Source organism: Nitrosomonas oligotropha (assembly GCF_900106555.1).
Classification (GTDB): Bacteria; Pseudomonadota; Gammaproteobacteria; order Burkholderiales; family Nitrosomonadaceae; genus Nitrosomonas; species Nitrosomonas oligotropha_A.
Map to the genome: position 1 here is coordinate 39,272 of NZ_FNOE01000012.1, position 16,176 is coordinate 55,447.

A 16,176-nucleotide genomic window follows, 5' to 3' on the forward strand; every position below is an offset into this window, starting at 1 on the left:
AGAATCTTATGGCACGAGCCAGCGCACGTCATATCTTGGTCAAAACCGAAGAACAATGTAACAGCTTGAAAAGCGAAATCGAAAACGGCGCCAGCTTCGCCGAAATTGCGCAACAACATTCACTCTGCCCATCCGGTAAGCAAGGCGGTGACTTAGGTGAATTTGGCCGCGGTCAAATGGTGAAGGAATTCGACACTGTCGTGTTCAGCGCACCGGTCGGCGAAGTGCAAGGTCCGGTTAAAACACAGTTTGGGTATCACTTGGTGGAAGTGACTAAACGGAGCGATTAAATCGAACTGCACCGTAGATGCCGTATGAGCGCTACACTCATTATCGGTCCATGACTTCGTGATAACACAACGGATACTTGAACGTAAGCGTGCGAAAATGATTACAGATGCCGATAAAAATTAAGTAAAAGGTATTTTATGCTGACGATAGACCCAAAATTGGAAGCAAAATTAGAAACGCTAGCCAAACAGGAACATAGTTCACCGGATGAAATTGTTACCCGGTTGGTCAATGAATATATCCAGCGAAAGCAGGAATCCGGATTGTTGATTGAAATTATCAACGATCTGCCTGAGGTAACATGCTTCAAATATCAAAATCCACTGGATATGCAAATGCAGTTACGCGATGAGTGGCATTAAGTATCTGCTTGACACGAATATTATTATCGGACTGTATCAACGCAATCCGATAGTTCTAGATTTATTAAAATCCAAGCAGGTTAAAATCGACGAATGTGCTTATAGCTCAATAACTCGTATGGAGTTATTGAGCTATCCCGCGATAACGCCTGCGGATATTAAAACCATCGAATCCTTACTGACTCGAATGACCCACTTACCTATCGTAATTGGCATTGAAAACAGAGCGATCGAAATCAGGCGCAATCAACAAATGAAATTACCCGATTCAATTATCTCTGCAACAGCTCAGCACCATCAGCTTGAATTGCTGACACTGGATAAGAGATTAATGGGAAAACAGTAAAAGATTTTTACAATATCATCATAAATAGAAAAATCGACTTTGTTTAATCCTTAAATCCTCCCAATGATAGAAACCTCCTATTACGTCTATGCTTTAAAAGATCCGCGTTCTTCACCAGCCAAGCCTTTTTACATTGGGAAAGGAACTGGTGTAAGAGCCTATGATCACCTGGTAAAACCTGATAACTCTCGGAAAGGTAAATTAATCCAAGAGATTATGAACCAAGGCGCTCAGGTTCTTGTTACGATATTGGTTGATTCAGTCAGTGAAGCGCAATCAATTAAGCTCGAAGCTGAATTGATATCCGCATTTGGCACAATTGATACAGGCGGTTTTCTTACAAATGTAATCATTCCTTCCGGGTTATCCGGAAAAGTGAGAACTTCTATCGTTGTACCTCACGGCGCACAAGAAAAAGCTCAAATCGGACTCTCATTATTAAAAGATGCGATTCTCGAATTTGCTAAAGCGAATCAATCAGGAATCTCAAATTCTGATGCTGCAAGCCTTTTAGGCCTAAAGAGTGACTATGGTGGTGGTTCGAAGGATTATCTCTCATATAGTATTATCGGTTTGCTTATGCGCGAAGGAAAGCTCGCAAGAGAAGGAAACTCACGGAAACATGTCGCTAAAGTACAATAAATCAAACCTGAATTACATGAGATGAGATGACATGTAGTCTTCATAAGTTGTGAAAAGAATTTGTCAAATTTGACTAATAAATTTTTAATCCGATACGATCAAAAGCATTGACATGAATGTACAAAACCGAGCAAGAAAAATCCTAATCCACGGCTTGGCTTTAGTATTAGTCGGCATCATCTGGGGATTGGTGATACCGCACACGCCCTTCCCTCGGCTGGCTTTGAGCGCGCACATTCAAGCAGTGCTGAACGGCATGCTGTTCATTTTGATGGCGGTGCTGCTTCTTACGCTGCCGCATAAGGTCAGTACCCGCTCGGCTTTGATCATGCTGATTGCCGTCTGTTTGACGTGGCTCACCGTCATTTCCGAAATCGCCAATGCCTGGTGGGGTACTGCGGAATCGCTGGCGATCGCGGCGCAGCAGGCCGGTGCAAGCGGCGCTGCTATGTGGCAGGAGCAGTTTGTGAAACTGACGCATATTCCGGCCATTATCGGGCTGATCGTTGCCTGGATACTGCTCATTGCCGGATTTGTGAAAAAACCCGATCCCCAAGATTAATCTATCCAGCTTAAAGCAATCACAGCAGCGCTCGCTATCCGGCGAGATTTATCCATGACAGATTCTTCAAAGAACACGCAAACCCGCTGGCAGAGCATCAAAAAAGCAGCGCAGTTTATCGCGCCGTACCGCCGCCAGGTCGTTTATAGTTTGCTGGCGTTGTTATTCACCGCCACGATTACACTGTCGATCGGGCAAGGCATCCGGTTGATGATCGATCAGGGATTTGCCACACAATCCAAAGAACTGCTCAGTCAGTATGTCGGCATATTTCTGCTGCTGGTAATCGCTTTGGCTGTCGGCACGTTCACACGCTATTACTGGGTCACCTGGTTAGGCGAGCGAGTGATTGCCGACATTCGAAGTAAAGTATTCAACCATCTGATCCATCTGCATCCCGGCTTTTTCGAGGAAAACCGCAGTCTCGAAATCCAATCGCGTCTGACTGCCGATATGACGTTACTGCAAACCGTGATCGGCTCATCGGTATCGTTCGCACTGCGCAATTTGATCATGATGGTTGGCGGCATCGTCTGGTTATTCATCACCAACGCCAAGCTGACTGCGCTGGTGACGATTTGCGTGCCGCTGGTGGTAGTGCCGATCTTGATTTATGGCCGCCGCGTGCGGCATTTGTCGCGCCAAAGCCAGGACAAAATCGCCGCGGTCGGCGCTTATGTCGGCGAAGTGCTGGGGCAAATTAAAACCGTGCAGGCCTACAATCACCAATCCATCGATCAGCGTACCTTTCACACTCAGGTTGAGGAAGCTTTCGCCGTCGCCAAGCAACGCACGCTGCAACGTTCATTGTTGATCACCCTGGTTATTTTGCTGGTAATGGGTGCCGTCGGATTGATGCTGTGGGTCGGCGGTATCGATGTAATCGAAGGCCGGATCAGCGCGGGCGAATTGGCCGCATTTGTTTTCTACAGCGTCATTGTCGGCTCAGCCGTCGCTTCCATTTCGGAAGTCATCGGCGAATTGCAGCGCGCCGCCGGTGCCGCCGAGCGCACCATGGAATTGCTGCAAGCGCCGAATCTGATTCAGTCGCCGGAAAAATCCCATCCCCTGCCCAGCGTATCGGGAAATATCGCTATCGATCAACTGTGCTTCGCTTACTCTTCCCGCCCCGATGTGCTGGCCATCGACAATCTGACCTTGACGATCCGGGCAGGCGAAACGCTGGCGCTGGTCGGTCCTTCCGGCGCGGGCAAGTCGACGTTGTTTGATTTGCTTCTGCGTTTCTTTGACAGTCAATCCGGCTCTATAAAACTGGAAGGTATCGATATCCGGCAGCTCGATCTGTTTGCCCTGCGCCGCTGCTTTGCGCTGGTATCGCAAACCCCGGCGTTGTTTTACGGCACCATCGGCGACAATCTGCGCTACGCCCGACCCGACGCCAGCGACGCGGATGTACAAGCGGCAGCCGAAGCAGCCTACGCGCATGAATTTATCTGCCAATTACCGCAAGGCTATCAAACGCATTTGGGAGATGCCGGATTAGGATTGTCAGGCGGGCAGAAACAGCGGCTGGCGATTGCCCGGGCGATTCTGGCAGATGCACCGATTCTGTTGCTGGACGAAGCCACCAGTGCACTGGATGCACAGAGCGAATATTGGGTGCAGCAAGCATTGCAGCAGCTGATGCGCAATCGAACTACGTTGGTCATTGCACATCGTCTGGCCACTGTACAATCCGCCGACCGGATTGCCGTGCTCGATCACGGACGGCTGGACGCGATCGGCACGCATGCGCAATTGCTGCAATCCAGCCCGTTGTACGCACGGCTGGCGGCGTTGCAGTTTCAGTCACTCGTTATTGACTGATCTGCTCTCGCTTAATTCGGCATCACGATAAGGCATGTAGTCACTTGCGAAAGTCAATCCCGTTTTTTGCACGACTTCCGTTAAAGCATAGCGCGCTACGTGCATCCCGAGTGCGAGATGGATCAACGTCACGATTGAGACCGATCGGTTAAGCACCAATTTAATGAGCTGAATGGCATCCACGCTGCCATCGGGATATACCGCGCCCATCAATGCCTCCGGCGGCGAAAATTCGAGCGGATCGACAATCGCCCGGATAGCGAGAAACGAAATGCCGGCATCGGCCGCCACTTTCGCCACTGCCGCCGATTCCATATCCGCCGCGCAAGCCCCGGTAGCCTCACCCAACGCCAGTTTTTGCGCGCGGGTAGTGAGCGGTGCTTCACAGGACGTCAAGACTCCACTCGTAACCGTAACATGCTTTGACATTATGCCGTGCAGCCGGTCGCGCCATTCCATGTCCACCGGTAGGACCTCACCGTCCATCATAATCGCTTCGGGCAACACCAAATCACCGGGAATTAATTTGTCATCCAATGCCGCAGCCACACCGAAACTGACTAAGGCATTAATGTTTTGCCCGCACAATTTCAACGCCGCTCCGCGCGCCGCGCTACTTCCTATGCTACTGAGACACAACGAGGTTCTATCCCCTATATCCACCACTTGATAAAGAGGAAAACGTTTATCCACCAAACAGCTTGCTTCTGACTTCAGTGCCGTAACAACTCCAATAATCTTCAATTGAAAGCCCCCCTTATCAAGGCATAATAACGCGCCAGCATCGTATTGGAAAGAATTTTGCATGATCATAATAACGCAAATTGAACGCGCGCGGATTCACGCCTATAAGAATGTACTGCTATTGACACTACAGCGGCGATCGGACTTCTGGGAGTATCAGCGGATTGATTGATGTGTCAGCATTATTGCTTGCTGATGGCGCGGTTTCGCATGATTGACCTGATGTTTTTCCGAGAAAGATATTTGCCGTGATCTCACTGCTTCTGAGTATCACGATATTGGCCTCATGTATTCAATGTTGGCCGGAGAACTTTGATTCTTTAGAAGTACTTTACCGGGAGTTACGTGTCCCCCGGTAAAGTATCCGGTTCCACGGTGCAGCAGCTAGCCTAGCAAGATACCTGCGGTTACCGTTCACTAATCCTCTGTTATTTCTGAGTTTCAATGCCTTGCTTATGATTCAAAAAGAAACTTCTTCTACTGATTTCCTGAACCCATTGCTTAGCCGGAATGATGGGGGAGAACATAATCAATCCCAGTATGACTGGAATAATTAATCCCAAACAAACGGCCAGGATCCTTAGCGCAATATGCCACGGAGATACCGCGTCAGGATCAACACCGACATGCAGTGGAATTCTGAGTATATTTTCTTCGGTCATCGTATTTTCTTCCCCAACTGAAAGGTATAACGCGTAAAAACCCTCTTTGTCCAGTTCGATATGCGTCTCGACCATACCCCGCGGGTACAGCTTGGCCGGTACTTCAAAAATGGTGCCGGTATCCTTGAAGTTTTCCACTTTCCTCTCATCCTCTCCAATCAGTTCTTGTTTAACCAAGCGAACACTGATGGGTGTTTCCCTTACGTCTTCGTCAACCAGATCTGCGGTAAAGTAAAGTGAGCCCGTTTTGGGGATTTTTTTACAATAGGATCGTAACAATTTATTTCTATCTTTCCCTTTTATATTCTCCAGATCGCCTTCGGGCTTCAGATAAGCACTGAAATAAATCGCATATAAATCATTGGTGACGAGGCAACCTACCGTTTCGGTATAGTCAAATTGCACGGAGGCGGTTACATTTTTCTTGCTGCAGGCAGGTAACAGCAAAATGCTGCCGCATAATAGAATCGTTAATAACTGTTTGGTAGTGAGTGATTTCATAATGTAGTGCGCTCCTATCGATAAGGAATATGGGTATTGAAACTAGTCGGATTCCGCAACAGTAAAATCAAATTTGCCAGAAACCGCGTGTGTATCCGCCGATATCACCCGGTACCGGACGGTGTAAGTATCCGGAGGGAGTCGCGGAATGCTGATATAGATATGCGATGGATCCAGTATTTCCTGTTCAATATCTTTGTTATCCACACGCTTTCCTGCACTATTCATCACGGCAAGCGATTTGAAAGCACTCCTGACATGCTCGTTAAACCAGACATCCACTTGCTTCGGTGATTTGCTAATGGTGCTGTCTTTTTCAGGCATCGATTTCACCATGACAGCATGCGCGAGAGCGGCTTCCGGTAAGATTGAGAAAGTAATAAAGAACAAACACATCAGTAGATTCATTGAAAAAAAGATACTGCAACGTGCCATAGCGTTTTCTCCTGTAAAAATATTGTCGTAGCAATCCGCACTGTTCATCATTCAAAAACATACCAAGCCAATTCACTGGAATGCTGATTGTTTTTTTCCGTCCATAGGGCTAAAAATCCATGTTTTGTGGCCACTAATTTGGGTTGCGTTGCGGAATACTTTGCTTCGGTTAGTCGTTTAGGCACTGACCAGGTCGTGCCGCCATCTTCTGATTTCGTGTAAAAAATACTCGCTCCATCCGGTTCCATTTCATTCCAAATGGCCGCAACAGCATTGCGATTGCGCGCCGCAATATCGCCATGCATAGCCATACTTCCGAGTTTCCGGGGAATCGACCAGGTTTGGCCGTTATCGTTTGAAGAGAGATGATATAAACCGGATTTGTCTTCAATACCGGTCCAAACAACGCTGTGCAGTTGAGCGATATTGTCTGTGCCAGCATATTTTAAAGCGCCGCCAACATGCGGACAGCCTTCGAATTTCCATTGAAAATCACCGACTGTGCTGGCGTGCCGCCAGGTTAATCCCGCATCGAGCGATTGCGCCAGCGACATGTCGCGAGGTGCGGTATTGCGATAAAGAACAGCGAGTTTATTGTCAGGTGACACTGTCACTGTGTTCCAACAGCATGAGCACGTGGAGTCATCCAAAGTAACCGGCTGACTCCACTGTTTACCTTGGTCAATCGACCGGGCATAGTGCAAACCTTGGTAACCATTTTCATTAGGATCCGCCAGCCAAACCGCATGAAAGTTGCCTTTCCAGTCAGCAACCACATCGATGTGAGCCTGGCTACCGTCATTGTCCATGGCCGGATTGGCGCCTCTTTTCCAGGTTTGGCCAGCATCCGCGGAATAAGCGCTGACCATCGGTCCCATCGTCGGGAACTCTCCTTCAGTTTGCCACAGTGATACCAAATGGTTACCGTCAGCCGCCAGCTGAACATCGTTTCCACGGCTGGCCAGTGCGGCAGGCAACGACTCATTTACAGTCACCGGACTTTTCCATTGACGCCCGCCATCTTCAGAACGTGTATAGCGAATCGAGCCATGCTTATTATGGGCAACGCATTTTCCGCTCGCGATGAGGTGGATAGTTTCTTTGTCCACATAAACGTCGAATGATGAAATATCGTATAAACCCAGCGTCGATTTGGCATAAACCGTATTGTTTGCCGGATTGAGTGTGGTATTTTCCGGCACCTCCATGCTCAGCACCGGCCCCGGCGAGCAGCTAATAATCATTAAGCTGATCTGGCAAACTACTTTCAGGGAAACAATCAATCCGTGTTTTCTTCCGGATTGCATGTCATTGGTCATTGCGTACATCCACTGTTTCAATTCAGGAGTACCTTGAAGATATTGTTATAGTCCTCCTTGGATAACGCGCCGCTAATGCCATGGCGTTCATGATTCTTATTGATGAAGTAGGTTCTGGGTAACTCGCCATACCATTTAGGATCAATCTCATAGCGCAATTTTTGTGCATTTTCTTCGGTAAAAATCCAGTGCTCCAAATTGGTCAATTCGTTTCTCGCCAACACGGTTTGGACTAAACCGGTTGCTGAGGCATCGTCAGCGGATAGCATCACGATATTGATTTCCGGTCTGCTTTTTGCCAGATCATGCAGCAGTGGCATTTTCTTCATGCATGATGAACAGGTGGTCGACCAAATAACCAGCATGAAAGGTTTATCCGCATTGCTATCAAGCAATCTCTGATAACTGCCGGGAGTAAAAGGTTTGAGTTGCACCTGCTCAGCTCCGGCCGGTAACACAAAACCGGATGACAAAATGAGTGTGCATAGTAAAAAGATTTTTCTTAAGGTCATGTTTTCCCCCCTTTGGTGATGAATTCCGGGTATCCCGGATCAATTTAAATTTTCAATGTGAAGCTCAAGCGGAAACTCACCGGTTCTACCGGATGAAAGTGAAAATCCCTTACGCCGTCAGCTGATTCACCGGGCAGCCGCGACGTATAAAAATAAGTGATCGCAGGATCGTTACGATCGAGCATATTGAACACCTCGGCCTGCAAGCTTAATTTTCTGTTGACTTCATAACCGAGCATGGCAGACAGCAGAATCGTGGAATCCGAGCGTCTACTGTTGTCTTCGACTAAAGGCCGCGGCCCTAAGAAACGTAACCGGGGGCCACCGAAAAAACCGCCAAAAACATGATGAAAAGTCGCGCCGGTTGCAACTACGGCCTCGACCGAATTCGGCACATAATTACCTTCATCCGGTACTTTATTGCGGAAACGTGCATGGGAGAAACTGACATCGGCGTCAAAGGTCAGCCAGTCCGTCGGCGAATAGTAATTTGCAAACTCAAGCCCGTAGCGGCGGCTAGGACGGCTGGCCTCCGTCGTGCCGGCATCCCCGACAAATAGCAGCTCCGAGTCAATATCCAGCCACCACAACGCCAACGTGCTTTGCAATCCTTTAATCCGCACCATGCGTGCACCAACCTCCGCGCCGTAAGTACGGACCAGCGGATCGGCACGCCGAACGGAATCACCACTTAGCGGATCGATGCGGGTGTTGATGCCACGCGCATCGTTGCTATGAAACCCAAGACCGCCATTCAGATAAAACTCGGTATCCGCCCAAGGTCCGAGAACCATGCCAAATTTAGGGCTGACCAAGCCATCGTAGCGTTCGCCCATGTTTTGTCTGATATTGCTGCGATCAACATCAAAGCGGAAACCGTCGAAACGTAGCCCCAAACTGGTGCGTAACCAGTCCGTCCAGGTCAGCTTGTTTTCTGCGTACGGACTGATACTGGTTACCCATAGGGTATCCTGGCGCGTGATGCCGGTTCTTCTTTGCGCATGCGTTCTGGTCAGTGCGTTGTGAATATTATCGTTACGCACTTGCAAGCCGAAGGTGGTTTCCGAATCAACAGAACCGATGGTGTGAAAAATCGTATGGCTGCCTTTGAAGCCGGTTGTCCAACGATCATCCGGTTGGCCGAATTGATCGCCACATGTATTAAAAAGAGCTGGATTGAATTGTCTCCCTGAATCCAATCCAGTTAAACCGGCACAACCGGCAAGGTTGGTGTGCTCATTGTCATCCAGAAAGAATGTGAAGTTTGAGAACAGACTCAGCTTGGAATTCACCCCGTAAACCATTAACTTGGTGATACTGTTCTCCCCCCGGTGATGCCATTCACCGGTCAGACTATAACGCTGGCTGCTGCCGCCATCGGTAGGATCGAGCGCATCGAAGCGGCCGATGATGCCTTGTTGAAGCGCGCGCCTGGCAATCTGATCGGTCGCTTTCCAATCGGACTTCGTGGCCATGGCAGTTACACTCCAGCCATGATTGCCATACTCCTGGCTGTATCGCAACAGACCGTTAAACTTCAAATAATCGTTGCCAACCGTCCACGGGCCATTGTTGTGCACGATTTCTCCCGCATACAACAAATTACCTGTTCCTAATGCGCGGGAACTGGCGATCAATCCGCGGTAATAATCAAAGCTGCCTCCCGTGAATCTGACCATGGTTTCCGGCAGCTTTTTAAAATAGCGGATATTGGCCGAACCGGTACTGGAAAAATCTCCATTCTCGGCATAGTGAATGCTTTTTTTGTATTCCAGCGTTTCGATCAGCTCAGGGATGAGAAAATTGGTATCCGTCCAGCCTTGTCCGTGGGAATGCGATAATTGATTGACCGGCACGCCTTCAATCTGGGTTAGAAAATCGGTGCCGTGATCGAGATTGAATCCACGTAGAAAAAATTGATTGGCTTTACCTTCGCCGCTGTGCTGTGTGGCAATCATACCGGGAATGGTTTCCAGCACTTCCGCCGGGCGCGTAATCGGCCGGAATTTGATCTGGGCTTGCCCCACGTTACCTTGAGAAGCGCTGTCAGCGATACCTATCATTGAATTGGCCCGCTCAGTCACGCGCATCTCGTTGAATACCACCAATTTTGCTTTGCCGCTTTCAGGCTTAATTTCCGTCATCGCCTTCGGGGTCGCATTGATCAATTCAGCAGCTTCTTGAGCTTGCACGTTGTTACCGACGGAAAAGGCCAATGCCAATACCACTAATCGTGCAATCAGTATGCCGGTCCCGTGCAGTAGCAAGGTGGCGAATACAAATCCGGCGGTATAGGAAATCAGACTGGCGGAAGCCGATATTTCCTGGCCATGCGCGTAGCCATGAAAAAAAGCAAAAAGCGCGATAATCAGAATATTAAACGAGGCGCTAAATTGAATTTTCCGGATAACGAATACGTTGAGTAGCAGAACGGACAACAGAATGATGTTTTCGGTATAAGGTAGTGCGATGTCCACTGCACCGGCAAATCCGCCAAGACTCATGACGCTGGCAAATACCAGGGGTAATACCCAGACAGCTTGCCCGCGCGATTGCGCGGCCCATATTCCCACCGCAATCATGGTCAAAATATGATCCCACCCTTCCAATGGATGATGAAAACCGTCGTGCCAATCACTGTTAATGACAAGCATCATTGCTGGGTTTTGCGGCAGGAAAAAAGATAACAGCATGAGTGATCCGAATGCGAGGATCATGGTCGATCGTTTCTCATATTTTTGAGTAACTTGCGGCATCTGCTTGAGATTTGAGCTAAAGATAATTGCCATTATCTTCTTAACCCAAGAGGGTACGAAAGTGACAAATTGCCACAGCGGCAATTTGTCACACTTAACCTAGAACTGGATCGGAATGATTATTTGGATAGGGAAAAATACAAACTGCCAGAATTTTCCCAAAGAGCCGGGAACGACCCTGATTAGAAAAATACAATTCTGATCAGTTACTTATTCTGTAACACAGTATGATTATCGGATGTGATTCGGATAGACAGCGGCAAGTGACAATGCCCGGCCGGCTCAAACAGAGTCAAGATCAATGGCACCGGCTTAGATTCAGGCCAACCCTGTACCGGCGGATTGAATAACCTTTGATAAAGTTTTGCGTGCCGCACGCATACCGGCACCCATTTGCAGCAATGTACCGATACGAACCGAGCGTTTCAGCAGCAATGCCGTGAGGCGCAGCGGATTCACGCCGCCATCGGGATACACGGCACCGAGCAATGCTTCCGGTGGGGAGAAATGAACCGGATCGATAATGGCGCGCACGGCGATGAACGGAATACCTGCTGTCGCTGCCACATGCGCCACGGCGGCGCTTTCCATATCCACCGCACAGGCGCCTGTTGCTTGCGCCAGATTTCGCTTGGCTTTTTCATCCGTCAGCGGCACGGCACTGTCCGCCAAGCCGCCGTTGACGACGGTAATATCCGTGGGCAGTAAACTTTGCAACCGGTCACGCCATGCCAGATCAACCGACAACTGCTCACCTGCGTGTATGACATCCGGCAAAACCAAGTCGCCTGGTTTTAGGGTCGAATCCAGCGCACCGGCAACACCAAAGCTCACCAGCGCCATCGTACCCTGTTGATACAACCCTTCGGCTGCCGCACCCGCAGCCTGCGCGCCCATGCCGCTTAACCACAAACGCGCATGGTCATTCAGCTGCACCATTTGATTGAATGGAATTCGCGCCGGTGATATGCAACTGGCTTCAGCCCGTAAGGCTGTCACCAGTCCGGTTACACGCACGCGGCGACTGTTCTGGTCAGCGCACGGTAACGCGCCAGCGCCCATATCGGGAAGAATTTTGAATAACCGTGATAGCGCAAATAGAACACGCGCGGGAAGCCAGGCGCGGTAAACCAAGGATCTTCCCACAAGTGATCGCTGGATTGATTGTGCAACAGATAATTAATTCCTCTGCGAACCGACTCGCTGTTGACTTCACCCGCTGCCATTAAGCCCAATACAGCCCAAGCGGTCTGGAATGCCGTGCTGGTTTCGGGAAACCGCCCCGCCAGCTGCTTATCCAAATAAGAATCATTGGTTTCGCCCCAGCCGCCATCGGCTCTTTGCACCGATTCCAACCACTTCACGGCGCGGCGCACCGAGTGGTGTTGCATATCGAACTTGGCCAGCTGGAAAGCTTCCAGCACTGACCATGTGCCATAAATATAATTAGTGCCCCAGCGCCCGAACCAGGAACCGTCTTGCTCCTGTTCGCGCAACAAAAAGCTGATGCCGCGCCACACTTCGAGCTGGTGTCTGCCGTATTTTCCCAGCAAACCGACACAACGCGCGGTCACATCGCTGGTAGGCGGATCGATCAGAGCGCCATGATCGGCGAAAGGAATTTCATTCAAATAGTGATGCGTGTTATCAATATCGAAAGCAGCAAAGCCGCCATTACGCGATTGCATGCCTGCCAGCCAATTGGCCGCGCGCTCCAAGGATTTGTGATGCCGCTCCGCGCCACCTTGATCCAATGCCCATGCTACAGCGGCTGTATCGTCCAGATCCGGATAGTGCGGATTAGCGTACTGAAATGCCCAGCCGCCGCCCAACAATTCGGGGCGTTTGTCGCGCCAGTCGCCCGGCTCGTCCAGAACCTGCTGTTCAACCAGCCAATCCAATGCTTTCAATACCGGCTCCTGACCGGTGGTTGGATCTTCCTGCAATGCCAAGCTGGTCAATACCGTATCCCATACCGGCGATGTACAGGGCTGACACCAAATGCGCTCGCCTTCATCGACCAGCAATCCACGCAGCGCGTTACGGCATTGCACCCGATTGGGGTGATCATAGGCATAGCCCAACAACGTCAATGCTTCATGCGCATTGACCATAGCCGGGAAAATCGCACCAATACCGCATTCGCCATTCAGACGTTCAAGCGTCCAGCGTTCCGCTTTGCGGATCGAATATTGCCGGATTGATTGCGGCAGCTTCGGCTCCACACGCGACAGAATACGCTCAACCAGCATAAACGCACGCTTCAGAACGGTATCCGCTCTGGGAAAATAATTTTTTTCCTCTTCCGGCGGCACGATAAACAATTCGCGAATATTCACTTTACGCGGATTGATCGCGCGCGCTTTCATGGTGCACAGAATAGATAGCGGTATCATCACGGTACGTGACCAGTACGAAACTTTGCTGATATGAAAAGGAAACCAGCTTGGCAACAGCACCAGTTCCGACGGCACCACCGGCACGCCATGCCACGGGATCTGATCGTACATGGCTAGCAACAAGCGCGTGAACACATTGGCTTTGGCAGCACCGCCACGTTCCATAATAGCTTCCCGTGCACGTACCATGTGCGGCGCATCAGTCGAATCTCCCACCAGCTTCAACGCATAATACGACTTGATCGTGCAGCTGATATCAAACGCGCCGCCATAATAGAGCGGCCAGCCGCCGTGCGTCATGTCCTGCTTGTCACGGATAAAACGGGCGATCTTGTTTTCCAAAATCACATCGATCTCATCCATGAAGTGCATCATTAAAATATACTCGGCCGGAATCGTGCAATCCGCTTCCAATGGAAAACACCAGTGTCCATCCGGATTTTGTAACGCCAGCATGGCTGAGCGAGCTTGGTTAAACTTCGTTTCCAGCTCGGCGGTGTTGATGCCATCCTGATTCAGGGTTGTTGCCGTATCCGATTCAGGGGTTTCACCGTTAACCGTAAAATCACTTTGTTGCTGCGATAGATTCGCTACTCTCTGAAGTCCGTCCATATATTCCTAACACTGTACGTTACAAATTACCCAATGGATAAAACACTTGCTGCGATCCAAACTGATTTTATTTCTAAATAAGAGCAGCAGCCTGTCGATGCTTCGCTGCAAAAGCCATGAAACGATGATCACACTGACTCATTACTTTTGCTTTTTTCCGTCTTTATCAAAAGGATTATCCTGAAAATGCTCATAGTCATAAAGATCTAATGGCAGTTTGCCATCATGCACAAGAAACTCGCGTTGCTGCAACGAGGCTTCCCGCACAAACAAATAGGGGTCGATTGCAGCTTCATCGCGAATCCGCATCGGACCGATCAAACGCGCGCGCTTATCGATCGCACCCAGAATGGTCAAAGGAGCCGCGAAGTAGGAACCCACCACAAGACCGGCATAAAAAAGCACATTGGTGAAAATACCGACGGGAATATTCGTGACATCACGCTCACTGCTGGGTCCCACGAGCGGAATAAACAGATAAGATCCGGGATTTACTCCCCAAACACCCAACGTTTGGCCGAAATCCTCGTCATGCTTTTGTAGCCCCATATGCGTCGCCATATCAAAAAGCCCGAACATGCCGACCGTTGAATTCACAAAAAAACGTAAGGTATCCGAGGCACCCTGCGTCACTTTTCCCTGCAGAAAAGAATTCAGCACAACGTTAGGATAAGACAAATTATCGTAGAAATTTCCGATCGACCGCTGCGCAGCATTGGGAACATAGTCAATGTAGGCATTCACAATCGGCACAAACACGGTCCGATCCACTTTGTCGGTAATATCATACGAAGCGCGATTAATGTTTTCGTGCGGATCGGCCGGATCCAAGTCCTGACTGCTATTCTTTGGAGCTGATGCGCAACCTTGCAACACAATAATGCCAATAAACAGCAAGATAACCATCAGGTAGTCATGATTAATTATCGAGTTTGTATTTCTCAAGATGCGAATATTCTCATTCATGTGCGTGTAAAACAATCATGCATTTCATATCAGAAAACTATTGATCAGCCTTGCGGGTAGTTTGAGCAAATGCACTTCTGGTTTGTGAATCAACTGATAACGGCGAGTTCCCATTACTATCCCTCCCCGGCTGTTCCAATGCCATTTTTCCAGTCAAAAATTAATCCAGCCGAAGTATACACTACTACTTTGCTGACATGTTTTTGCTACCTCTGCCATTCCGGTTTATGACCGGATAATCCTTGTATAACCGCGGATTAATCCTGTTAGAAGATGCGCATTTGGGAGCATACTACTCAGCTCTCCCGTTCCCCGTGAACCATTTCAACCAGCTTCAAGGCCTGCAATTCCATTTCTATGACAATGTCGTCGACTTTGGCACGGAAATGACGGTAGAAAATCATGCTGGGAATCGCCACCAGTATCCCGAAAGCCGCATTATATAAAGCCACTGAAATTCCGTACGCGAGTTGCGCCGGATTGCTACCCGTTGGAGAATTCGAGCCGAAAATCTCGATCATACCCACTAATGTTCCAAACAAACCCATCAAAGGACTCAGTGCGGCAATCGTCCCCAAAGTTGTTAAATAGCGATTCAGATCGTGTGCGATCACCCGGCCCGATTCTTCGATGGATTCTTTCATCACCTCGCGGGTGCTTTTAACATTTTTAAGCCCGGCGGCAAGAATTTGTCCCAGCGGCGAATGCTGTTGTAAACGCGCCAGCATCTCTGCATTCACACCATTGCGTTTATATTCGTTTAACACCCTGGGCAGTAATTCCTTTGGTGAAACAACACGTAGCCGCAATGTCCACATACGTTCCCCAATGATGCCCAAAGCCACGACAGAAGCAATGATGATCGGCCAGATCGGCCATCCGGCTGCTTGAATTAACGATAACACGTGATAATCTCCTCACTCTCTATATTGATCCGGGTATTATTCTGTGGCTTACTATATTACCCGATTAATTGATTTCATAACGATGCTGGATTCGGCATGCAATGTATCGTGATCGCCGCCTTGCTGCAAAAAATACCCGATTTTCTATCCACAATTTCTGTGGATAAGTTTGTGAGTATGTAACCAATACGAGAATTAAGTTGCCCAATTCAAACATTTTTTCTAGTTTGATTATTTTTTAATCTCGAACGATACTGTTTAATAAACAATAATTTACTTTAAAATTATAGCATTCTCCAGGACTTAAACGCTACACTGACTCCGCTCCGATCAGC

The 16,176-nt window shown here is 49.0% G+C and carries 16 protein-coding genes; 6 read left to right on the plus strand and 10 right to left on the minus strand.

From position 1 onward, the window contains the following. The first annotated feature begins 8 nt into the window (after positions 1 to 8). From BLU57_RS08280 to BLU57_RS08305, 6 genes are all read left to right on the plus strand, one after another. Positions 9 to 290, plus strand: a complete 282-nt coding sequence (locus tag BLU57_RS08280) for a peptidylprolyl isomerase (RefSeq protein ID WP_090319066.1) — start codon at positions 9 to 11, stop codon at positions 288 to 290. A gap of 138 nt (positions 291 to 428) precedes the next feature. After that, positions 429 to 653 carry a hypothetical protein gene (locus BLU57_RS08285; RefSeq protein WP_090319068.1) on the plus strand — a complete coding sequence of 75 codons (225 nt, stop codon included), beginning with the start codon at positions 429 to 431 and terminating at the stop codon, positions 651 to 653. Continuing rightward, on the plus strand, positions 640 to 999 hold the full coding sequence (locus BLU57_RS08290; protein ID WP_090319071.1) for a type II toxin-antitoxin system VapC family toxin: 360 nt from the start codon (positions 640 to 642) through the stop codon (positions 997 to 999). Before BLU57_RS08285 ends, BLU57_RS08290 begins: the two co-directional genes overlap by 14 nt. A gap of 63 nt (positions 1,000 to 1,062) precedes the next feature. Further along, positions 1,063 to 1,641, plus strand: a complete 579-nt coding sequence (locus BLU57_RS08295; RefSeq protein ID WP_090319074.1) for a GIY-YIG nuclease family protein — start codon at positions 1,063 to 1,065, stop codon at positions 1,639 to 1,641. 112 nt (positions 1,642 to 1,753) lie between these two features. Further along, a complete protein-coding gene (locus tag BLU57_RS08300; protein WP_090319077.1) occupies positions 1,754 to 2,203 on the plus strand; it encodes a styrene oxide isomerase in 450 nt (149 codons plus the stop codon). A gap of 54 nt (positions 2,204 to 2,257) precedes the next feature. Next, entirely contained in the window at positions 2,258 to 4,030 is a 1,773-nt protein-coding gene (locus tag BLU57_RS08305; RefSeq protein WP_090319080.1) for an ABC transporter transmembrane domain-containing protein, read from the plus strand. On the opposite strand, the gene BLU57_RS08310 is transcribed toward BLU57_RS08305, so the two are convergent. The 10 genes from BLU57_RS08310 to BLU57_RS08355 form a co-directional block, all read right to left on the minus strand. After that, complete coding sequence (locus BLU57_RS08310) at positions 4,013 to 4,837, minus strand: phosphorylase family protein (RefSeq protein WP_256206206.1); 825 nt, start codon at positions 4,835 to 4,837, stop codon at positions 4,013 to 4,015. The two genes, BLU57_RS08305 and BLU57_RS08310, sit on opposite strands and share 18 nt — an antisense overlap. Positions 4,838 to 5,202: 365 nt before the next feature. Beyond that, complete coding sequence (locus tag BLU57_RS08315) at positions 5,203 to 5,937, minus strand: hypothetical protein (protein ID WP_090319083.1); 735 nt, start codon at positions 5,935 to 5,937, stop codon at positions 5,203 to 5,205. Between the two features lie 42 nt (positions 5,938 to 5,979). Continuing rightward, on the minus strand, positions 5,980 to 6,372 hold the full coding sequence (locus BLU57_RS08320) for a copper resistance CopC family protein (protein WP_218131653.1): 393 nt from the start codon (positions 6,370 to 6,372) through the stop codon (positions 5,980 to 5,982). Between the two features lie 47 nt (positions 6,373 to 6,419). Continuing rightward, complete coding sequence (locus tag BLU57_RS08325; RefSeq protein WP_176776398.1) at positions 6,420 to 7,691, minus strand: sialidase family protein; 1,272 nt, start codon at positions 7,689 to 7,691, stop codon at positions 6,420 to 6,422. Positions 7,692 to 7,708: 17 nt separating this feature from the next. Beyond that, positions 7,709 to 8,203, minus strand: a complete 495-nt coding sequence (locus BLU57_RS08330) for a TlpA family protein disulfide reductase (RefSeq protein ID WP_090319091.1) — start codon at positions 8,201 to 8,203, stop codon at positions 7,709 to 7,711. 44 nt (positions 8,204 to 8,247) lie between these two features. Continuing rightward, entirely contained in the window at positions 8,248 to 10,896 is a 2,649-nt protein-coding gene (locus BLU57_RS08335; protein WP_218131654.1) for a TonB-dependent receptor domain-containing protein, read from the minus strand. A gap of 381 nt (positions 10,897 to 11,277) precedes the next feature. Beyond that, positions 11,278 to 11,976 (minus strand): phosphorylase family protein, encoded by a 699-nt coding sequence (locus tag BLU57_RS08340; protein ID WP_256334389.1) that lies wholly within the window; start codon positions 11,974 to 11,976, stop codon positions 11,278 to 11,280. Further along, positions 11,967 to 13,970, minus strand: a complete 2,004-nt coding sequence (shc, locus tag BLU57_RS08345; protein WP_090319095.1) for a squalene--hopene cyclase — start codon at positions 13,968 to 13,970, stop codon at positions 11,967 to 11,969. Before shc ends, BLU57_RS08340 begins: the two co-directional genes overlap by 10 nt. A gap of 141 nt (positions 13,971 to 14,111) precedes the next feature. Beyond that, positions 14,112 to 14,936, minus strand: a complete 825-nt coding sequence (locus tag BLU57_RS08350) for an MlaA family lipoprotein (protein ID WP_090319098.1) — start codon at positions 14,934 to 14,936, stop codon at positions 14,112 to 14,114. A 296-nt stretch (positions 14,937 to 15,232) separates the two neighbouring features. Then, on the minus strand, positions 15,233 to 15,841 hold the full coding sequence (locus tag BLU57_RS08355; protein WP_090319101.1) for a MotA/TolQ/ExbB proton channel family protein: 609 nt from the start codon (positions 15,839 to 15,841) through the stop codon (positions 15,233 to 15,235). Positions 15,842 to 16,176 lie beyond the last annotated feature (335 nt).

What these genes read in the sequence shown, in the direction of transcription:
- BLU57_RS08280 (WP_090319066.1), top strand. Translation starts at nt 9, where the DNA reads ATGGCACGAGCCAGCGCACGTCATATCTTGGTCAAAACCGAAGAACAA.
- BLU57_RS08285 (WP_090319068.1), top strand. Translation starts at nt 429, where the DNA reads ATGCTGACGATAGACCCAAAATTGGAAGCAAAATTAGAAACGCTAGCC.
- BLU57_RS08290 (WP_090319071.1), top strand. Translation starts at nt 640, where the DNA reads ATGAGTGGCATTAAGTATCTGCTTGACACGAATATTATTATCGGACTG.
- BLU57_RS08295 (WP_090319074.1), top strand. Translation starts at nt 1,063, where the DNA reads ATGATAGAAACCTCCTATTACGTCTATGCTTTAAAAGATCCGCGTTCT.
- BLU57_RS08300 (WP_090319077.1), top strand. Translation starts at nt 1,754, where the DNA reads ATGAATGTACAAAACCGAGCAAGAAAAATCCTAATCCACGGCTTGGCT.
- BLU57_RS08305 (WP_090319080.1), top strand. Translation starts at nt 2,258, where the DNA reads ATGACAGATTCTTCAAAGAACACGCAAACCCGCTGGCAGAGCATCAAA.
- BLU57_RS08310 (WP_256206206.1), bottom strand. Translation starts at nt 4,837, where the DNA reads ATGCAAAATTCTTTCCAATACGATGCTGGCGCGTTATTATGCCTTGAT.
- BLU57_RS08315 (WP_090319083.1), bottom strand. Translation starts at nt 5,937, where the DNA reads ATGAAATCACTCACTACCAAACAGTTATTAACGATTCTATTATGCGGC.
- BLU57_RS08320 (WP_218131653.1), bottom strand. Translation starts at nt 6,372, where the DNA reads ATGGCACGTTGCAGTATCTTTTTTTCAATGAATCTACTGATGTGTTTG.
- BLU57_RS08325 (WP_176776398.1), bottom strand. Translation starts at nt 7,691, where the DNA reads ATGACCAATGACATGCAATCCGGAAGAAAACACGGATTGATTGTTTCC.
- BLU57_RS08330 (WP_090319091.1), bottom strand. Translation starts at nt 8,203, where the DNA reads ATGACCTTAAGAAAAATCTTTTTACTATGCACACTCATTTTGTCATCC.
- BLU57_RS08335 (WP_218131654.1), bottom strand. Translation starts at nt 10,896, where the DNA reads ATGCTGTTATCTTTTTTCCTGCCGCAAAACCCAGCAATGATGCTTGTC.
- shc (WP_090319095.1), bottom strand. Translation starts at nt 13,970, where the DNA reads ATGGACGGACTTCAGAGAGTAGCGAATCTATCGCAGCAACAAAGTGAT.
- BLU57_RS08350 (WP_090319098.1), bottom strand. Translation starts at nt 14,936, where the DNA reads ATGAATGAGAATATTCGCATCTTGAGAAATACAAACTCGATAATTAAT.